Annotated in this window: 14 protein-coding genes; 5 read left to right on the top strand and 9 right to left on the bottom strand. The window is 70.4% G+C overall.

Annotation, left to right across the window (positions count from 1 at the left end; all coding sequences use genetic code 11):
* Positions 1-8: 8 nt before the first annotated feature.
* The 8 genes from ABEG18_RS02425 to ABEG18_RS02460 form a co-directional block, all read right to left on the bottom strand.
* Positions 9-656, bottom strand: coding sequence for a hypothetical protein (locus tag ABEG18_RS02425; protein ID WP_406856505.1), 648 nt, complete (start codon positions 654-656; stop codon positions 9-11).
* Positions 653-2,047 carry a murein L,D-transpeptidase gene (locus ABEG18_RS02430; RefSeq protein ID WP_406856506.1) on the bottom strand — a complete coding sequence of 465 codons (1,395 nt, stop codon included), beginning with the start codon at positions 2,045-2,047 and terminating at the stop codon, positions 653-655. The genes ABEG18_RS02425 and ABEG18_RS02430 overlap by 4 nt, the downstream gene beginning before the upstream one ends.
* Positions 2,048-2,242: 195 nt before the next feature.
* Positions 2,243-2,524, bottom strand: a complete 282-nt coding sequence (locus ABEG18_RS02435; RefSeq protein ID WP_406856507.1) for a hypothetical protein — start codon at positions 2,522-2,524, stop codon at positions 2,243-2,245.
* 124 nt (positions 2,525-2,648) lie between these two features.
* Positions 2,649-3,320, bottom strand: coding sequence for a lactate utilization protein C (locus ABEG18_RS02440; RefSeq protein WP_406856508.1), 672 nt, complete (start codon positions 3,318-3,320; stop codon positions 2,649-2,651).
* Positions 3,317-4,750 carry a LutB/LldF family L-lactate oxidation iron-sulfur protein gene (locus tag ABEG18_RS02445; RefSeq protein WP_406856509.1) on the bottom strand — a complete coding sequence of 478 codons (1,434 nt, stop codon included), beginning with the start codon at positions 4,748-4,750 and terminating at the stop codon, positions 3,317-3,319. The genes ABEG18_RS02440 and ABEG18_RS02445 overlap by 4 nt, the downstream gene beginning before the upstream one ends.
* Before the next feature lie 67 nt (positions 4,751-4,817).
* A complete protein-coding gene (locus ABEG18_RS02450; protein WP_406856510.1) occupies positions 4,818-5,612 on the bottom strand; it encodes a (Fe-S)-binding protein in 795 nt (264 codons plus the stop codon).
* Positions 5,613-5,717: 105 nt separating this feature from the next.
* Positions 5,718-6,110: a c-type cytochrome gene (locus tag ABEG18_RS02455; protein WP_406856511.1), complete on the bottom strand. Its 393-nt coding sequence runs from the start codon at positions 6,108-6,110 to the stop codon at positions 5,718-5,720.
* A 109-nt stretch (positions 6,111-6,219) separates the two neighbouring features.
* Positions 6,220-7,188 carry a LysR family transcriptional regulator gene (locus ABEG18_RS02460; protein WP_406856512.1) on the bottom strand — a complete coding sequence of 323 codons (969 nt, stop codon included), beginning with the start codon at positions 7,186-7,188 and terminating at the stop codon, positions 6,220-6,222.
* Between the two features lie 199 nt (positions 7,189-7,387).
* Between ABEG18_RS02460 and ABEG18_RS02465 the strand changes: the two genes are divergently transcribed.
* The 4 genes from ABEG18_RS02465 to ABEG18_RS02480 all read left to right on the top strand — a co-directional run bounded on the left by ABEG18_RS02465 (position 7,388) and on the right by ABEG18_RS02480 (position 12,045).
* Positions 7,388-8,839: an FAD-linked oxidase C-terminal domain-containing protein gene (locus tag ABEG18_RS02465; RefSeq protein WP_406856513.1), complete on the top strand. Its 1,452-nt coding sequence runs from the start codon at positions 7,388-7,390 to the stop codon at positions 8,837-8,839.
* A 169-nt stretch (positions 8,840-9,008) separates the two neighbouring features.
* On the top strand, positions 9,009-10,196 hold the full coding sequence (glcE, locus tag ABEG18_RS02470) for a glycolate oxidase subunit GlcE (protein ID WP_406856514.1): 1,188 nt from the start codon (positions 9,009-9,011) through the stop codon (positions 10,194-10,196).
* 10 nt (positions 10,197-10,206) lie between these two features.
* Positions 10,207-11,586, top strand: a complete 1,380-nt coding sequence (gene glcF, locus ABEG18_RS02475) for a glycolate oxidase subunit GlcF (RefSeq protein WP_406856515.1) — start codon at positions 10,207-10,209, stop codon at positions 11,584-11,586.
* Positions 11,587-11,721: 135 nt separating this feature from the next.
* Positions 11,722-12,045 (top strand): hypothetical protein, encoded by a 324-nt coding sequence (locus ABEG18_RS02480; protein ID WP_406856516.1) that lies wholly within the window; start codon positions 11,722-11,724, stop codon positions 12,043-12,045.
* A 36-nt stretch (positions 12,046-12,081) separates the two neighbouring features.
* Here ABEG18_RS02480 and ABEG18_RS02485 read toward each other — a convergent pair whose 3' ends face one another.
* On the bottom strand, positions 12,082-13,956 hold the full coding sequence (locus ABEG18_RS02485; RefSeq protein ID WP_406856517.1) for a methyl-accepting chemotaxis protein: 1,875 nt from the start codon (positions 13,954-13,956) through the stop codon (positions 12,082-12,084).
* Between the two features lie 327 nt (positions 13,957-14,283).
* Between ABEG18_RS02485 and aceB the strand changes: the two genes are divergently transcribed.
* Positions 14,284-15,810 (top strand): malate synthase A, encoded by a 1,527-nt coding sequence (gene aceB, locus ABEG18_RS02490; RefSeq protein ID WP_406856518.1) that lies wholly within the window; start codon positions 14,284-14,286, stop codon positions 15,808-15,810.
* Positions 15,811-15,895: the final 85 nt, after the last annotated feature.

Consider the following 15,895-nt stretch of genomic DNA (forward strand, 5'->3'; position numbering starts at 1 on the left):
GCCGGTCTTCACCCCTCCGGCGCGAGCGCCGAGGGGTGCCAGCGGGGCCGGTAGCCTTTGGCCAGCGCCGCGAGCGAGGCGGGCGGCGTCAGCACGGCGACCGCCCCGGTCGGACGCCGCGCCGTCTCGGTGTAGCCGCCGGGGCTCCAGGCCAGCGCTTCGCTCCCCCGCAGCGCCCAGAAGACGCCCGCGTCGTCCCGGATCATCGCCCCGTCCGGCAGGGCGCCGGCGTCGGCCCGGTGGATCCGCTTGCGCCCGCCCTGCAGCCGCTCGGCGTGCAGGAGGCGGTCGACATCGGGGAAAGAAGGGACCGTCGCGAGCTCCAGCCCGGCGGCCAGCGCGGCGCGGTAGGCGTTCGCGTCCCGGCGGCGGCAGAGCATGCAGGGCCGGTGGCCGGCGGCCAGCGCCGTCACCTCGTCGCAGAAGAACAGCTCCGTATAGCCGGCGCCGAACACGGGCCGGCGCCAGTCTTTCCAGGCGAGTTCGCAGGCGATCCAGGCGCGCGACGCCCATCGGCGGCGGCCCAGCGTTCGCGTCGCCGGATCATGGATGCGCCCGCCGCGATTGCCCATGAGGGTCCCGCGGGCGGGGTCCGCGATGATCTCGCCGTCCGGGCGAACCCGGTTGGGCAGGGGCGCGCGGACGCCTGCGCTCACTGCGCCGGGGCGGGGCTGCGCGACGCCTCGCGGCGGGGCGCGATGCTGGAGGTCGCCACCGGGTCGGCCGGATCGGCCTTGTCCAGCCCGTAGACGTCGTCGCGGAAGTTGACCGCGCCGTCGGCGGCCACGAAGCCGGTCATGTAGACCCACGCGACGGGCACGGACTGGGGCAGACGCACGTCCTTGCGCTCGGTCGAGGCCACCATCGCGTCGACCTGCGGCCGGGTCCAGCCCTGCGGCCCCAGCAGCCAGGTCACCAGGTCGAGCACGCCCGAAACGCGCACGCAGCCATGCGACAGGAACCGGAAATCCTGCCCGAAGAAGCGCTTGGACGGCGTGTCGTGCATGTAGACGGCGTGCGAGTTCGGCATCTGGATGCGCACGATGCCGAGCGAGTTCGACGCGCCGGAATCCTGGCGCAGCGTGTAGTTCACGGCGCTGTTGTTGGACCAGTCGACCGTGGCGGCGTTCACCTCCTGGCCCTGCGCGTCCAGGATGCGGATGTTCTGCTTGGCCAGATAGGTCGGGTCCTTGCGCATCTTCGGGATGATCTCCTTGCGGATGATCGACACCGGCACGGTCCAGGTGGGATGGAAGTTGATCGCCCCCACCTTGGCTTCGACCACCGGCGAGGGGTGGTCGGGGTCGCCCACCACGGCGACGTAGCGGCGCGCCACGACGCCGTTCTCGACCGCCTCGACGGCGGCGGCCGGGATGTTGACGACGATGTGCCGCGGTCCGAAGGCGAAGGTCGCGCCCTGCAGGCGCTGGGCCGAGACCAGCAACTGGCGCTGGCGCTGCTCGGCCGGCACGTTCATGGCCCTGATGGTGGAGGGGCCGATCAGCCCCGTCTCGGGCAGTCCATGCCGAGCCTGGAAGCGGCGCACCGCGGCGGCGAGCCCGCGGTCGAACAGGTCCGAGCCGTTGTCCTCGGCGATGTCGCTCGTCGCCGCGAGCCGCGCCCGGGCCTGGGCGACCAGCGGCTCCTTGGCGCCCGGCTTCAGCAGCGGCCCGCCCTCCGGAAGGGTGGCCCACCCGCCGCGCGCGGCGGCCTCGCCATAGGCCTGCGCGGCGGCGAGGATCATGGCGACGCTGTCGGCGTGGTAGCTGGGGCTCGGGTCCTGCGAGATCTTCACCTCGGGCGGCGGTCCGGGCGGCTTCGGCTTCGTCGGCGCGACGGCCGCCAGGGGCGCCGGCGCGACCGGAACGACGGCCGGGGCGGCCGGGGCCGCCGTCGGGGCGGGAGCGGCCGGCTGCGGGGCCGAGGCCGTCGCTTCGGGCGTCGCCGCCGCGAGCGGGGCGAGCGGCGAACCGGTCACCGCCGCAGCCGGCGCGACCGTGAGGGCCGAGCGGGCGGGGGCCGCCGGCGCGGCGGTCTGGGCGTGCAATGGAGCGCCTAATCCCAACACTGTCGCGAGCGCAAGGGACAGGGACGACGGACGGGAGGACATGATGCGTACTCACCAACAATTCGTCCATGGTGAACGCGAATGGTTAACAGGGTCCAACAGGACCTGGCGGCGGCTTGGCCCATGGGGGGCGGATCAGCGCAGGTGGACGGCCCCGGGCGCCGCGCCCAAGCATCACTCCGTCCGGCTTCCGGCCGACTCACCGCCGGCGGACTTGTAGGCGGCTGCAAGAACGAACGCCGTCAGGCAAGTCAGCACGGTGGTCACGACCAGTGCCGCGGTAATGGCGGCGTTGGACCCCGGCCGATAAAAGTTCCCGATCAAAATCACCGCAAAGCCCAGCCGCGCCACTTGGAACGCGCGCCGTCCCAGGATGCCGGGATAACGTCGGCCGAACAGCAGGCCGGCCCAGGCGCTCACAAGAAACAGCGCTAAAACCGGGCCTAGAAGCAACATGATAGCCGTCAGCTTCGATCCTCCTGCGCCGAGGGCCAAAATCGTTCAGGGGATGAAAGATATAAGAAATATCAAAAATGCGCCTGTCAACACAGAAGGCGGCGTCGCGGCTGGTCCGCTCGCTTCAGCCCTTCACCAGCACGATGTGCAGGCTGCGCGGCCCGTGCGCGCCGAGCAGCAGCGTTTGCTCGATGTCGGCGGAGCGGGACGGGCCGGTGATCCAGTTCACGGTGCGGGGCATCTGGCCCTTGCCGTACGCCTCGCGCAGCCTCGCCCACATCGTCTCGTAGTCGCCGACAACGTCCTTGGCCGACAGCACCGCGATGGCGTAGTCCGGCAGCAGGTTGAGGGTGGACGGGTTCTCGGGTCCCGACGTCATCGTCAGCGTGCCGGTCTCCGCCACGCCCGCAAAGGCGTGGTTGACGGCCGCCAGGTCCTGCCCGTCGCTGCGGCCCTTGCTGATCTCCAGCGCCGTCTCGGCCCACGGCATGGCGGCGAGCCGCAGGTCGTCGCCCATCCGGATGCGCGCCGGCAGGTTCGACTGCCGCAGATATTCGGCGATCGCGGCCGGGACGTCGGCGTGCGTGTCCACCTCGACGACGCTCGCCATGGCGGCTTCGGCTTGAGTCTTGAAGAGCTGAAGAAGCGCCTCGCCCTGCAGCTGCGCCCGCTCCGGGATGACGCCGCGCGGCGCCCGCTGCAGCCGCTCCTCGACCGAGTGGACGCGCGGCGCCTCGGTTCCCTTCACGCCGAGCGAGCGGCGCAGCGTGGCGAAGATCTCGTCGCGCGCGCTCATCGGCCGGATCCCGCGCGGCGCGACTTCCATTGCTGCTGGAACGTTCCCCCCTGCGGGGCCGGGAAGTCGCGGAACTCGGTCCAGCCGCCGGCCAGAGGCAGCGACGTGAACCGGCCCTTGTCGCGGCCCAGCCACGCCAGCGACCGCATCGCGAGGCCCGTGGCGAAGCGGTAGAGCCGCGGCCGCCGGGCGAAGAAGCCCCAGAAGGCGAGTCCCGACCGCACCGTGGCGGGCGACAGGTGCCGCTCGAACTCGCGCTCGCGCCAGTGCCGCATCAGCTTGGGCAGCGGGATCCGCACCGGGCAGACGCTCTCGCACCGGCCGCAGAACGTGGAGGCGTTGGGCAGGTGCCCGGCCTTGTCCACGCCGATCAGCGACGGCGACAGCACCGCTCCCATCGGGCCCGGATAGACCCACCCATAGGCGTGGCCGCCGACCGCATGATAGACGGGGCAGTGGTTCATGCAGGCGCCGCAGCGGATGCAGCGCAGCATGTCCTGGAAGGCGGTGCCCAGCATCGAGGACCGGCCGTTGTCCAGGATGACGACGTGGTACTCCTGGGGCCCGTCCACGTCCTCGGGCCGCCGCGGCCCGGTCGAGAAGGTCGTGTAGACGCTCATCTCCTGCCCGGTCGCCGACCGCGCCAGCACGCGCAGGATCTGCGACACGTCCTCCAGCGTCGGCACCACCTTTTCGATGGACGCGATGACGATGTGGATCTTGGGCAGCGTCTGCGTGAGGTCGCCATTGCCCTCATTGGTGACGATCACCGACGTGCCGGTCTCGGCCACCAGGAAATTCGCGCCCGTGATGCCGACATCCGCGGCCAGGAAGCGGTCGCGCAGCACGCCGCGCGCTTCCGTCAGCAGCTGCACGGGTTGCGACAGGTCGCGCGCCGGATCGAGATGGGTGTGCACCCGGCGAAAGTCGCTCTCCACCTGCGTGGCGTTGAGATGCACGGCCGGCGCGATGATGTGGGACGGGATCTCGCCCCGCAGCTGGATGATGTACTCGCCGAGATCCGTCTCGACCGGCTGGATATGGGCGGCCTCCAGGGCGTCGTTGAGCGCGATCTCCTCGGAGATCATGCTCTTGCCCTTGGTGACCGTGCGGGCGCCCGCCTTGCGGCAGATGTCCAGGATGGCCCCGCGCGCCTCCTCGGCGGTGCGGGCCCAATGGACATGGCCGCCGGCCGCCGTGACCTTCTTCTCGTATCTCTCCAGGTAGAGATCGAGATGGGCCAGCGTGTGGTTCTTGATGTCGCGCGCGCTGTCGCGCAGCGCCTCGAACTCGGGGAGCTTGGCGGCCACCACGGCGCGCTTGTCGATGAAGCCCTGCCGAACATTGCCCATGGCCTTCTGCAGCTGTTCGTCCTGCAGGGCGCGGTGGGCGTTGTCCTTGAACTGGGGGGACGTGACGTGAAGGGTCATGGGCGCTGCCCCGGATGGCTCGGTGTGGCCCGGTCCCGCGCGGCGGGGGAGGGCGGGACGGAGGCGCTCACTTGGCGGCCCCGATCGGCGGCTCGTCGGTCATCCCGGCCAGGACCTCCGCCACGTGGCGGACCTCGACGTCGCTGCCCTGGCGGGAGAGCTTGCCCGCCATGTTCATCAGGCAGCCCAGATCGCCGGCCAGCAGCGTGTGGGCGCCGCTCGCGGCGACGTTCTCGGTCTTCTTCTCGACGATGGAGTTGGAGATCTCCGCGTATTTCACCGCGAAGGTGCCGCCGAAGCCGCAGCACACCTCGTTCTCCTTCATCTCGGTCAGGGTCAGCCCCTCGACGCTGGCGAGCAGCAGCCGGGGCTGGCGCTTGACGCCCAGCTCCCGCAGGCCCGAGCAGCTGTCGTGATAGGTGGCGGTCCCGCTGTAATGGGCGTCGACCTCCTTCACGCCCATGACATCGACCAGGAAGCTGACGAGCTCGTAGGTCTTGGCGGCCAGGGCGTCGGCCTTGCGGGCCACGTTCGGGTCCCCGGCGAAGAGTTCGGGATAATGGACGCGGATCTGCCCGGCGCAGGATCCGGAGGGGGCCACCACGAAGTCGAACGGCGCGAAGGCGTCGATGACCTGCTCGGCCAGCGCCCGCGCCGAGGCCCGGTCGCCGGAGTTGAAGGCCGGCTGTCCGCAGCACGTCTGGCTCGGGACCTCGACCACGCAGCCTGCGTCTTCCAGCAGCTTCACGGCGGCGAAGCCCACCGAGGGGCGGATCAGGTCGACGAGGCAGGTGACGAACAGCCCCACGCGGGGCCGCTGGGGGCGGGTGAAGGTGGGCACGGCCTGTGGCGACTCCAGCACGAACGCGGCCGTCGGCCGGCCGGCGCTGGAGAGTGGACCAGCGGCCGCCGGGATTCAAGCGCGGCCCCGCGCCACGCGGGACCGCGTCGCGACATGCGTCGCGGATCAGCTCTTCTTGCCGGTCGCGTCGAACTGCTTGAGGTAGGCGGTGACGTTGTCGATGTCGGCCTGGTTCGTCAGGCCCGGAAAGATCATCTTCGTGCCCGGGATCTTGGCCTTCGGGTTCTTGATGTAGTCCTTGAACGTGGCCTCGTCCCAGGTGATGCCGGAGGACTTGTTGGCCTCAGAATAGCTGTAGCCCTCGACGGAGCCCGACTTGCGGCCGATCAGGCCGTTCAGCACCGGGCCCACCGCGTTCTTGGCCCCCTCGCCGACCTGGTGGCAGGCCTTGCACTTCAGGAAGACCTTCTCGCCCGCGGCGGCGTCCTGCGCCAAGGCGGATCCGGCCGAGACCGACACGGCGGCGATGGCGGCGAAGATGACGGTGAGCTTGGTCATGAACGGCGTCTCCCAGTGAAGGGCCCGGCGGCCCGATTCTTGGTGGCTGAGGCTTAGCACGACTGAGCCGGGTTGGAATGCTGGACGTAGGTCGCAGCATCGTTATGTCTCAGGTCGTTGAAGGGTTCCGCGCCTGCGCCTCTTGGTCGTGCCGATGCGGCTCGGGACGGGCCAGGAAACCCAGCCCCTCGTCCCAGGGCGGGGTGGGGCCGTAGAGGTCCGCCAGGTGGTCGATGAAGGCCCGGACCTTCTGGGCGAGCTGCCTGCGCGAGGGATAGACGGCGTGGATCGCCACCTTGCGCGAGCCCCCGTACCCGGGCAGCACACGGGTGAGCTTTCCGGCGCGTAGCTCCGGGCCGACGTCCCAGGTCGAGCGCAGCGCGACGCCCGCGCCGGCGATCACGGATTCGCGCACCACCTCGCTGGAGTTGGTCTTGAGCGGGCTCTCCACCCGCACCGTGACGGGCCCGTCCGGGCCCTCCAGCCGCCACTGGTCCGTGTTGTGGGCCAGGAGCCGATGGTGGGCGAGATCCTGCAGGGTGGCCGGCACGCCATGCGCGGCGAGGTAGGCCGGCGCGGCGCAGAGCACGCGGTGATTCGCCGCGAGCCGGCGCGCCACGAGGCTGGAATCCTGCAGGTCCGCGATGCGCACCGCCAGGTCGAAGCCCTCCCCGACGATGTCGACGAAGGCGTCGGAGAGCACGAGGTCGACCGTCAGTTCCGGATGCGCCTCCAGGAAGTCGGTCAGGTGCGGGGCGATGTGCAGCCTCCCGAAGGAGGTCGGCGCGGACACCCGCAGCACGCCGCGCACCGCCGAGGACCGGCGCGTCACCCAGGCCTCAGCCTCCTCCACGCTGGCCAGGATCGCCACGACCCGCTCGAAAAAGCCTTGTCCGGCCTCAGTGAGGGCGATCTGCCGCGTGGTCCGGTGCAGGAGCCGCGTTCCCAGCCGCTCCTCCAGCCGGCGGATCCGCTTGGAGATCACGGCCGGCGACAGCCCCAGCCCGCGCCCGGCGCTGGACATGGAGCCGGCCGTCACCACCCGGGCGAAGATGTCGAGGTCGACGAGATTGGTCATGCGGCGCGGCTGGTCCTCGCCCGCATGTCGCAGGGCCCGGGGTGACAAGGCGATGGACATTTTCGCCCTGGCGGAAATAATCCTGATTGCGACGGCATCCTGCAAGTCCGCCGACGTTCCGCTACAGTGAAAGCGTCGAGACCGGGCTCTCCTGTTCATCAGCCTCGGCTCGCGGGGAGAGGCCCATGAGGAGAGGCCCATGAGCGGCATTGCGTTTCCGGTCCCGGACGAGGGCGTCCTCGCGCGGCGGGACGAGATCATCGCCGGCCTCGCCCGGCTGGTCGCCCCTGACGCGCTGGTGACCGCCGAGGACGAGCGCCGCGCCTTCGAGACCGACGGCCTCACCGCCTATCGCCGCCTGCCGCTCGCCGTGGCGCTGCCCTCCACCACCGAGGAGGTTTCGGCCATCCTGAAGTTCTGCAAGGAGCAGGGCGTCAAGGTCGTGCCGCGCGGGGCGGGGACGTCGCTGTGCGGCGGCGCGATCGCCCAGGAGGACGCCATCATCCTCGGCGTCTCCAAGATGAACCGCGTGCTGGACGTGAATTTCGGCGACCGCACCATGCGGGTGCAGTCCGGCATCACCAATCTGGCGGTCAGCGGCGCGGTCTCCTACGAGGGCTTCTTCTACGCGCCCGACCCCTCGTCGCAGCTCGCCTGCACGATCGCGGGCAACATCGCGATGAACTCCGGCGGCGCCCACTGCCTGAAATATGGCGTCACCACCAACAACATCCTGGGCGTCCGCATGGTGCTGCTGGACGGCTCCATCGTGGACATCGGCGGCGACGCCCTGGATGCGCCGGGCTATGACCTGCTGGGGCTTGTGATCGGTTCGGAAGGCCAGCTGGGCGTCGTCACGGAGGCGACGCTGCGCATCCTGCGCGCCGCCGAGGGCGCGCGCCCGGTGCTGTTCGGGTTCTCCAGCAGCGAGAGCGCGGGCGAGTGCGTGGCCGCCATCATCGCCTCCGGCATCGTGCCGGTCGCCATGGAGTTCATGGACAAGCCGGCCATCCAGATCTGCGAGGCCTTCGCCAAGGCCGGCTATCCGGAGGACGCGGAGGCTCTGCTGATCATCGAGGTGGAGGGGTCGGACGCCGAGATGGACGCGACCCTCGCCAAGATCGTCGACATCGCCCGCCAGCACGGGGTGCAGACAGTGCGGGAATCCAAGTCCGCCATGGAGACGGCCGCGATCTGGAAGGGCCGCAAGTCGGCCTTCGGCGCCACCGGCCGCATCGCCGACTATATCTGCATGGACGGCACCATCCCGACCGGCCAGCTGCCTTACGTGCTGAAGCGCATGGACGAGATCGTGAAGAGCTACGACCTGCGCGTCGCCAACGTCTTCCACGCCGGCGACGGCAACCTGCATCCGCTCATCATGTACAACGTCAACGATCCCGTGGAGGCCCACAAGGCCGAGGAGGCCGGCAACGACATCCTCAAGCTCTGCGTCGAGGTCGGCGGCTGCCTGACGGGCGAGCACGGCGTCGGCATCGAGAAGCGCGACCTGATGCGGCACCAGTTCACCGACGTCGACCTGGAGCAGCAGATGCGCGTGCGCGCCGTCTTCGACCGCCAGTGGCTGCTCAACCCCGCCAAGGTCTTCCCCCTCGACGGCCGCTGGATCCCCGACAGCGAAGCCGCCTGAAGGAGACGCCCCTCATCCGACCCTTCGAGCCACCTTTCTCCCCGCGCCGGGGAGAAGGGAGGAACGCCGCCGCAGCCGCAATCGGCCCCCTCTCCCCGGCGCGGGGAGAGGGCTCGGGTGAGGGCCTTTCCCTCTCCGCGACATCCAACGAACCCGTGAACCAACCCGCATGACCGACCTTCTCCAGCCCGCCGACGAAGCCGCCCTGGCGCAAGCCGTGGCGTCCGCCTATGCGGCGAAGACTCCGCTCGCCGTCGAGGGCGCGGGCACGAAGAACGGCTTCGGCCGGCCGCTGCAGACCGAGCGCACGCTCACGACGCGGGCCATGACGGGCGTCACCCTCTACGAGCCCTCCGAGATGGTGATCGGCGCCCGCGCCGGCACGCCGCTGCGCGAGGTCGAGGCGACGCTCGCCGAAAAGGGCCAGGCGCTCACCTTCGAGCCGGTGGACTACCGCGTGCTGCTCGGCACGACCGGCGAGCCCACCATCGGGGGCGTGGCGGCGGCCAACAATTCCGGCCCGCGCCGCATCATGGCGGGCGCCTGCCGCGACAGCCTCATCGGCGTGCGCTTCGTCAACGGCAAGGGCGAGGTGGTGAAGTCGGGCGGCCGGGTGATGAAGAACGTCACCGGGCTCGATCTCGTGAAGCTGATGGCGGGCTCCTGGGGCACGCTGGGCGTCATGAGCGAGGTGATCTTCAAGGTGCTGCCGGCGCCCGCCCATGTGATGACGGTGGTGCTGCACGGCCTGGACGACGCCCGCGCCATCCAGGCCATGGCGGCCGGCCTCGGTTCGCCCTTCGAGGTGAGCGGCGCGGCCCATCTGCCCTCCGGCGTGGAGCGCGTGCCCAAGACGCTGCTGCGGCTGGAGGGTTTCCCCGAGTCCATCGCCTACCGGGCCGGCGAGCTGCGCACGCTGCTGAAGGGCTTCGGCCCGGCGGACGTGATCGAAGGCGAGACCGCCGCCGCGCTCTGGCGCCAGGTCCGCGACGTGTCCTTCCTGGCGGAGCCGCGGGACGCCGCCGTCTGGCGCGTCTCGGTCGCGCCCTCCAAGGCCGCGGCCGCCATGGCGACCCTGTCCCGCGCGCTTGCGATGCGGTGCTTCTACGACTGGGGCGGCGGACTGGCGTGGATCGCGACGGCTCCCGCCGGCGACGCCGGAGCGGCGGCGATCCGCGCCGCCTTCGCGGGGACCGGCGGCCACGCCACGCTGGTCCGCGCGCCCGCCGAGATCCGCGCGTCCGTTTCCGTCTTCGAGCCGCAGCCCGCCGCAATCGCGGCGCTTTCGGCTGGAATCAAGGCCAGCTTCGATCCCGCCGGCGTCCTCAACCCGGGCCGCATGGCGGCGGGGCTCTGAAAGTCAGATCATGCAGACCAATTTCGCTCCCGAGCGGCTGAAGGACCAGGCCACCGCCACGTCCGAGAAGATCCTGCGCACCTGCGTGCATTGCGGCTTCTGCACGGCCACCTGTCCGACCTATCTGCTGCTCGGCGACGAGCTGGATAGCCCGCGCGGGCGCATCTACCTCATCAAGGACATGCTGGAGAACGACCGGCCCGCGACCCCGCAGGTGGTCAAGCACATCGACCGCTGCCTCTCCTGCCTGTCCTGCATGACGACCTGCCCGTCGGGCGTGCACTACATGCACCTCGTCGACCACGCCCGCTCCTATATCGAGGAGACTTATGAGCGGCCCGCGATGGACCGCGCCGTGCGCTCGCTGCTCGCGGCCGTGCTGCCCTATCAGGGCCGGTTCCGCCTCGCCCTCGCGGGAGCGATCTTCGGCCGGCCCCTGCGTCCGCTGCTGCGGCGCCTGCCCGTCGTCGGCGCGCGCCTCGGCGCGATGCTGGACCTCGCGCCGTCGCGGCTGCCGTCCCGCTCCCCTATGCAGGGCGTCGCGGCCTTCCCGCCCGAAGGCCGGCGCCGCGGCCGGGTGGCCATCCTCAGCGGCTGCGCCCAGCCGGTGCTGAAGCCGTCCATCAACGAGGCGGCGGTCCGGCTTCTCAACCGCAACGGGATCGAGGTGGTGTTTCCCAAGGGCGAGGGGTGCTGCGGCGCGCTCGTCCACCATATGGGCCGGGACGCTGAAAGCCTCGACTTCGCCCGGCGCACGATCGACGCCTGGACGGCCGAGATCGAGGGCGAGGGCCTCGACGCCATCGTCATCACGGCCTCCGGCTGCGGGACCACCATCAAGGATTACGGCTTCATGCTGCGCGAGGACCCGGCCTATGCGGCCAAGGCCCAGCGCGTGTCCGAGCTGGCCAAGGACATCACCGAGTACCTGGCCGAGATCGAGTGGGCCCCGCCCGTGCGCCCCACCGGCGACGTGGTGACCTACCACTCCGCCTGCTCCATGCAGCACGGCCAGAAGATCGTCGACCTGCCCAAGAAGCTCCTCAAGGCGGCGGGATTCGTCGTCAAGGACGTCCCGGAGGCGCATATCTGCTGCGGCTCCGCCGGCACCTACAACATCCTGCAGCCCGAACTCGCCTCCCGCCTGCGCGAGCGCAAGGTCGACAACATCGAGCGCACCCGGCCGGCGATCGTCGCCACGGGCAATATCGGCTGCATGACCCAGATTGGTAAGGGATTCGCGGACCGTGGCGATAAGACCCCGATCGTCCACACCGTTGAACTGATCGACTGGGCCACGGGCGGCCCCATGCCGGAAGCGCTCGAGGACGCCGGTTTCGCCCATCGCCCGGCCCTCGATCCCTCTCCTGCGGCCCGCGCGGCCGAATGATGTCCCTCTCCCGGCTGACCAAGGTCTCGGCGCGCCTTGATGCTCGTATTGGTAAATAATTAGTTAAAAATACAGCTTGAACGCGAGCGAATTGAGCGCATCAATGGGTCGTCAGACGCCTTCAGGGAGAGCGAAATGGCTGAGACCACCCGCGAGTTTGTGACCTCCAGCGCGGCCCGCCTTGCGCAGGTCGACTACGCCAAGATGCGTGAGATCGCCAAGGCGATCCACGAGGATCGTTCGCTGCTGGACGCGTTCGAGAAGGATCCGGAAGGGGTCGCCAGGGCGATCAACGGCTTTCAGGTTCCGGACGGCTTCCACATCCACGTCGCCGACGAGGACAACCGCCTGTATCCGGCCGAGGAGCCGGGCGTGTTCGGCGACGAAAGCCGCGACGCCTGGGAGCGCCTGGAAGTGCGCGCCGGCCACAAGACCATCAGCCTGGTGATGTGCATCTGACGCGACCGTCGGAGGCCGGCGAATCAGCGCTGGACGTCACGGAGCGGGGTCGACCCGCTCCGTTTTTGCGTCCGGGGCCGGCGAAGACCCCCGCGCGGGGGCCGGAAAGCCCAGCGGGTCGTCGCGCCGCGGCGGCAGCACCGTCGTCCCGACCGCCAGCATCACGTTCCCCCACAGGCCGTCGCCCACGAAGATCGGCGCGGCGATCAGCTTGACGGGCTTGAAGTCCGCCCCGCCTTGGTGGCGCATGAACCCGGCGAGCTGGTAGGCCTCCTGGTTGCGGGCCAGCACCAGCATCTTCGACCGTTCCAGGATCCGCCGGTTTCGGGAATGGATGTCGTTCCAGGCGAAGTCGTCCGGCCGCTGGGGCTTGGAATATTCCGGGTGGTGCACCGGCAGATAGGCGTTGCGGTCCACCGCCGTCGCCAGGAAGCATTCCGGCACGTCGCGCCTCACGCGCTCCAGGATCGGCGGCAGCGTCGCGTCGTAGAACGGCGTGGCGTCCGTCAGGTACTGGATGGGATCGGTCCCCGGCACGCGCCGGTAGTCGACCGTGATCAGGTCGTTGAGCCGCACCCGCCCGGCCGCGAGCCCGGCCTCGAAGGCGCTGGCGATCTCCATGGCCGCGCCCTGCGCGATCTTGACCAGCGGGCGCGTCTCGCGGTCCGCGTCGGCGACGAGGCGGCGGATCTCGCCGAGAGCCTCGGGGGAGGGGTGGTGGAAGGCCAGCCGCGTGGCCTCCTCGTCGACGGACCGCACGGACGCCCTGATCGCGCCGACCTGGTCGATGTGCACCAGCCCGGTCATGCCCTTGGCCAGGCCAGGGCCGTCCGGAGACGCCAGCGCGCCGCCCTCCGACAGGTCCACGGTGGTGAGGCCGACTGCGAGCAGGCCGTCCGCGCTGCGGAACTGGCCACGCAGGCTCACCGGAAGGCGGCGCGCCGAACGCCGGTCCCGCAGGTCCGTGTGCCGCAGGAACGCCGTCGAGCGCTGCGTCAGAAGATGCAGCGCCGGCACCATCTTGCTGGCGGACTGGCCGGCGTCCTGGCAGGCGGCCGCGGCGTCGGCGGCGACGCGCGTCATCGCCTGGCTCTTGTCCGACACGACGCTGACGAATTGCAGGCTCTCGGAGGCGCGGGACGCCACCTCCCTCGCTCCGCCGATCTGCTTGCGGACCGCGTCCTTGACGGAGCCCAGCACGGGGCCCACCCGCCCGAGCAGCCGGGCGATGTCGCCCACCGTGGAGCCGCTCTCGCGCGCCACGGTCTGCAACATGGAGATCTGGGCGCTGATGTCGCCGGTGGCCATCTGCACCTGTCCGGCGAGCTGCTTCACCTCCGTGGCGACGACCGCAAAGCCTCGTCCGGCCGCACCGGCGCGCGCGGCCTCGATGCTGGCGTTGAGCGCGAGCAGGTTGGTCTGCCGCGCGATGGCGCCGATCACCGCGACCACTCCGGCGATGCGGTCCACCGCGCCGGAGAGTTGCTCCATGCGCAGCGTCACGTCCTTTGCCAGGTCCTGCGCGTCCTGGACGAACTCGTCCGTGCCGGCGACGTGCTGTTCGATCGCCTCTCCGGTGCGCTCGAGCTGCTGGGTGGTGTGGGCGAGGCTGGTGGTCGCCTTAAAGGCCGTTCCGGAGAGGCTGGAGAGCTCCAGGCTGGCGTCGCGCAGGCCGTCCATCATGCCGAGCGTCTCGGTGATGCGCGACTGCACGTCGTCGGCCGAATAGCCGATCACCCGCATCGTCAGCAGGACGTCGTCCTCGAGCTGCTTGAGGACGTCCTCCATGCCGGGGCCCGGGGCGTCGTGCGGCGGCTCGGTCGCCGACGGCTCCGGCGCCGCGCGCGCGGCGTCCTCGCCCGACGGGTCGGGCCTGGACGCGGGCAGCTTGAACAATCGGACCAGATTCACTCGGCGCTCGGGAAAACCACCCTGATTCCGGCCGAAATTAGGATCGAAGGAGTAAACAATCAGAATGCGTCATCATCGGATTGGACAGCTTAGGGTTGCGTCATTCGCAATCAGGGCGCGCAAAACGAGATTATGCACGTTGCGTCACAAGAGGCGGCGCATCATCGCCCTGGGCGCAACAATGCGTCGGCGCTTCGAAACGTCCTTGCAAGGCTTGGCTGGCATGGTCGCTCGGGAAAGTTGCGTGTCGGAGGCTTGCTCGTGTCGAGTTCGGGATCAAACGCCGGGTTGGTCGTTGTCGGAGCGAAGACGGGCCGGGCGTCGGACGTGCTGAGCCCCGGCGCCCTGGCGCTGCTCGCCCGGCTGCACGACGCCTTCGCGGCGCCCCGGCGCGCCCTCCTGGAGCGGCGGGCGGAGCGCCAGCGCCTGTTCGACGCCGGCGAGATGCCGGACTTCCCGGCCGAGACCGCCGCGATCCGGGCGGCGGAGTGGCGCGTCGCCGATATCCCGGCCGAGTTCCTCGACCGGCGCGTCGAGATCGCCGGTCCGCCTGACCGCTCCGCCATGGCGGCGGCGCTCCAGTCGGGCGCCAGGACCTTCATGGCCGATTTCGAGGACGCCTCCTCGCCGAGCTGGGCCAACCTGATCGACGGCCAGGCTAACCTGATGGACCTGTGGGCGGGCCGCCTGCCCGCCGCCGGCGGACGCGGGACCTGCGACCCTCGCCTCGGTCCGGCCGTCATGATGCGCCCGCGCGGCTGGCACATGCCGGAGAACCATGTCCGCATCGATGGCGAGCCGATCGCGGCCGCGCTGTTCGACATGGGCCTGTATCTCTTCCACAACGCCGCCGCGATCCTGGCCCAGGGCCGCGCGCCGGGCGTCTACCTTCCCAAGATCGAGGGCTACCTGGAGGCCCGCCTCTGGAACGACGTCCTCACCCGGATCGAGCGCGAGCTCGGCCTGCCGGACGGGACCGTCAAGGCCACCGCCCTCATCGAGACCCTCCCGGCCGCCTTCGAGATGGACGAGATCCTGTGGGAGCTGCGCGGGCGCGCCACGGCGCTGAACTGCGGCCGCTGGGACCTGATCTTCTCCTTCATCAAGCGCCTCGGCCGGCATGCGCGCTTCGTCACCCCGGACCGGGCCTCCATGGTGATGGGCTCCAACTTCCTCTCCTCCTGCTCCTATCTGCTCATCAAGACCTGCCACCGGCGCGGGGCGCTGGCGCTGGGCGGCAAGGCCGCTCATCTCCCCGTCGACGGCGACGCCGCCGCCCACAAGCTGGCGATCGAGAAGGTGCGGGCCGACAAGCAGCGCGCCGTGCTGGAGGGCCTCGACGGCGCCTGGGTGTCGCATCCGGACCTCGTCCCGGTCGCGGCGGCGGTGTTCGACAAGGTGATGCCCGCGGCGAACCAGCTCGGCCAGCTGCATGACGACATGGAGATCCTGCGCGACGACATGCTGTCCATGCATCCCGGCCGGCGCACCGAGGCGGGTCTGCGCAACAATGTGCGCGTCGCGGTCCGCTACCTCGCCGAGTGGCTCAGCGGGCGCGGGGCGGTGCCGCTCTACAACCTGATGGAGGACGCCGGCACGGCCGAGATCGCCCGCATCCAGCTGTGGCAGTGGGTCTATCACCGCGCCTCCCTGTCGGACGGCCGCAAGATCACGCCGGAGCTGTTCAGCGAGACGCTCGAGGAGGAGACCGCGAGGCTGCTGGCCGAGACCGGCCCGGACGCCTATGCGAGCGGCCGCTACGCCGAGGCCGTGGCGCTGTTGCGCGACATGACCCTGGCCGAGGACGCGCCGGAGTTCCTGACGCTGTCGGCCTACGCGCTGCTGGCGGCCTGACCTCGGCGCCGCCGGGACGGAACGGCCGACCCTTTCCGCGAATTCATGATCGGAGCACTTGGTGAGGGGCGAGCCGCCCCCCACA

This window comes from Alsobacter sp. KACC 23698, from assembly GCF_045348435.1.
Taxonomy (GTDB): Bacteria; Pseudomonadota; Alphaproteobacteria; order Rhizobiales; family Beijerinckiaceae; genus Alsobacter.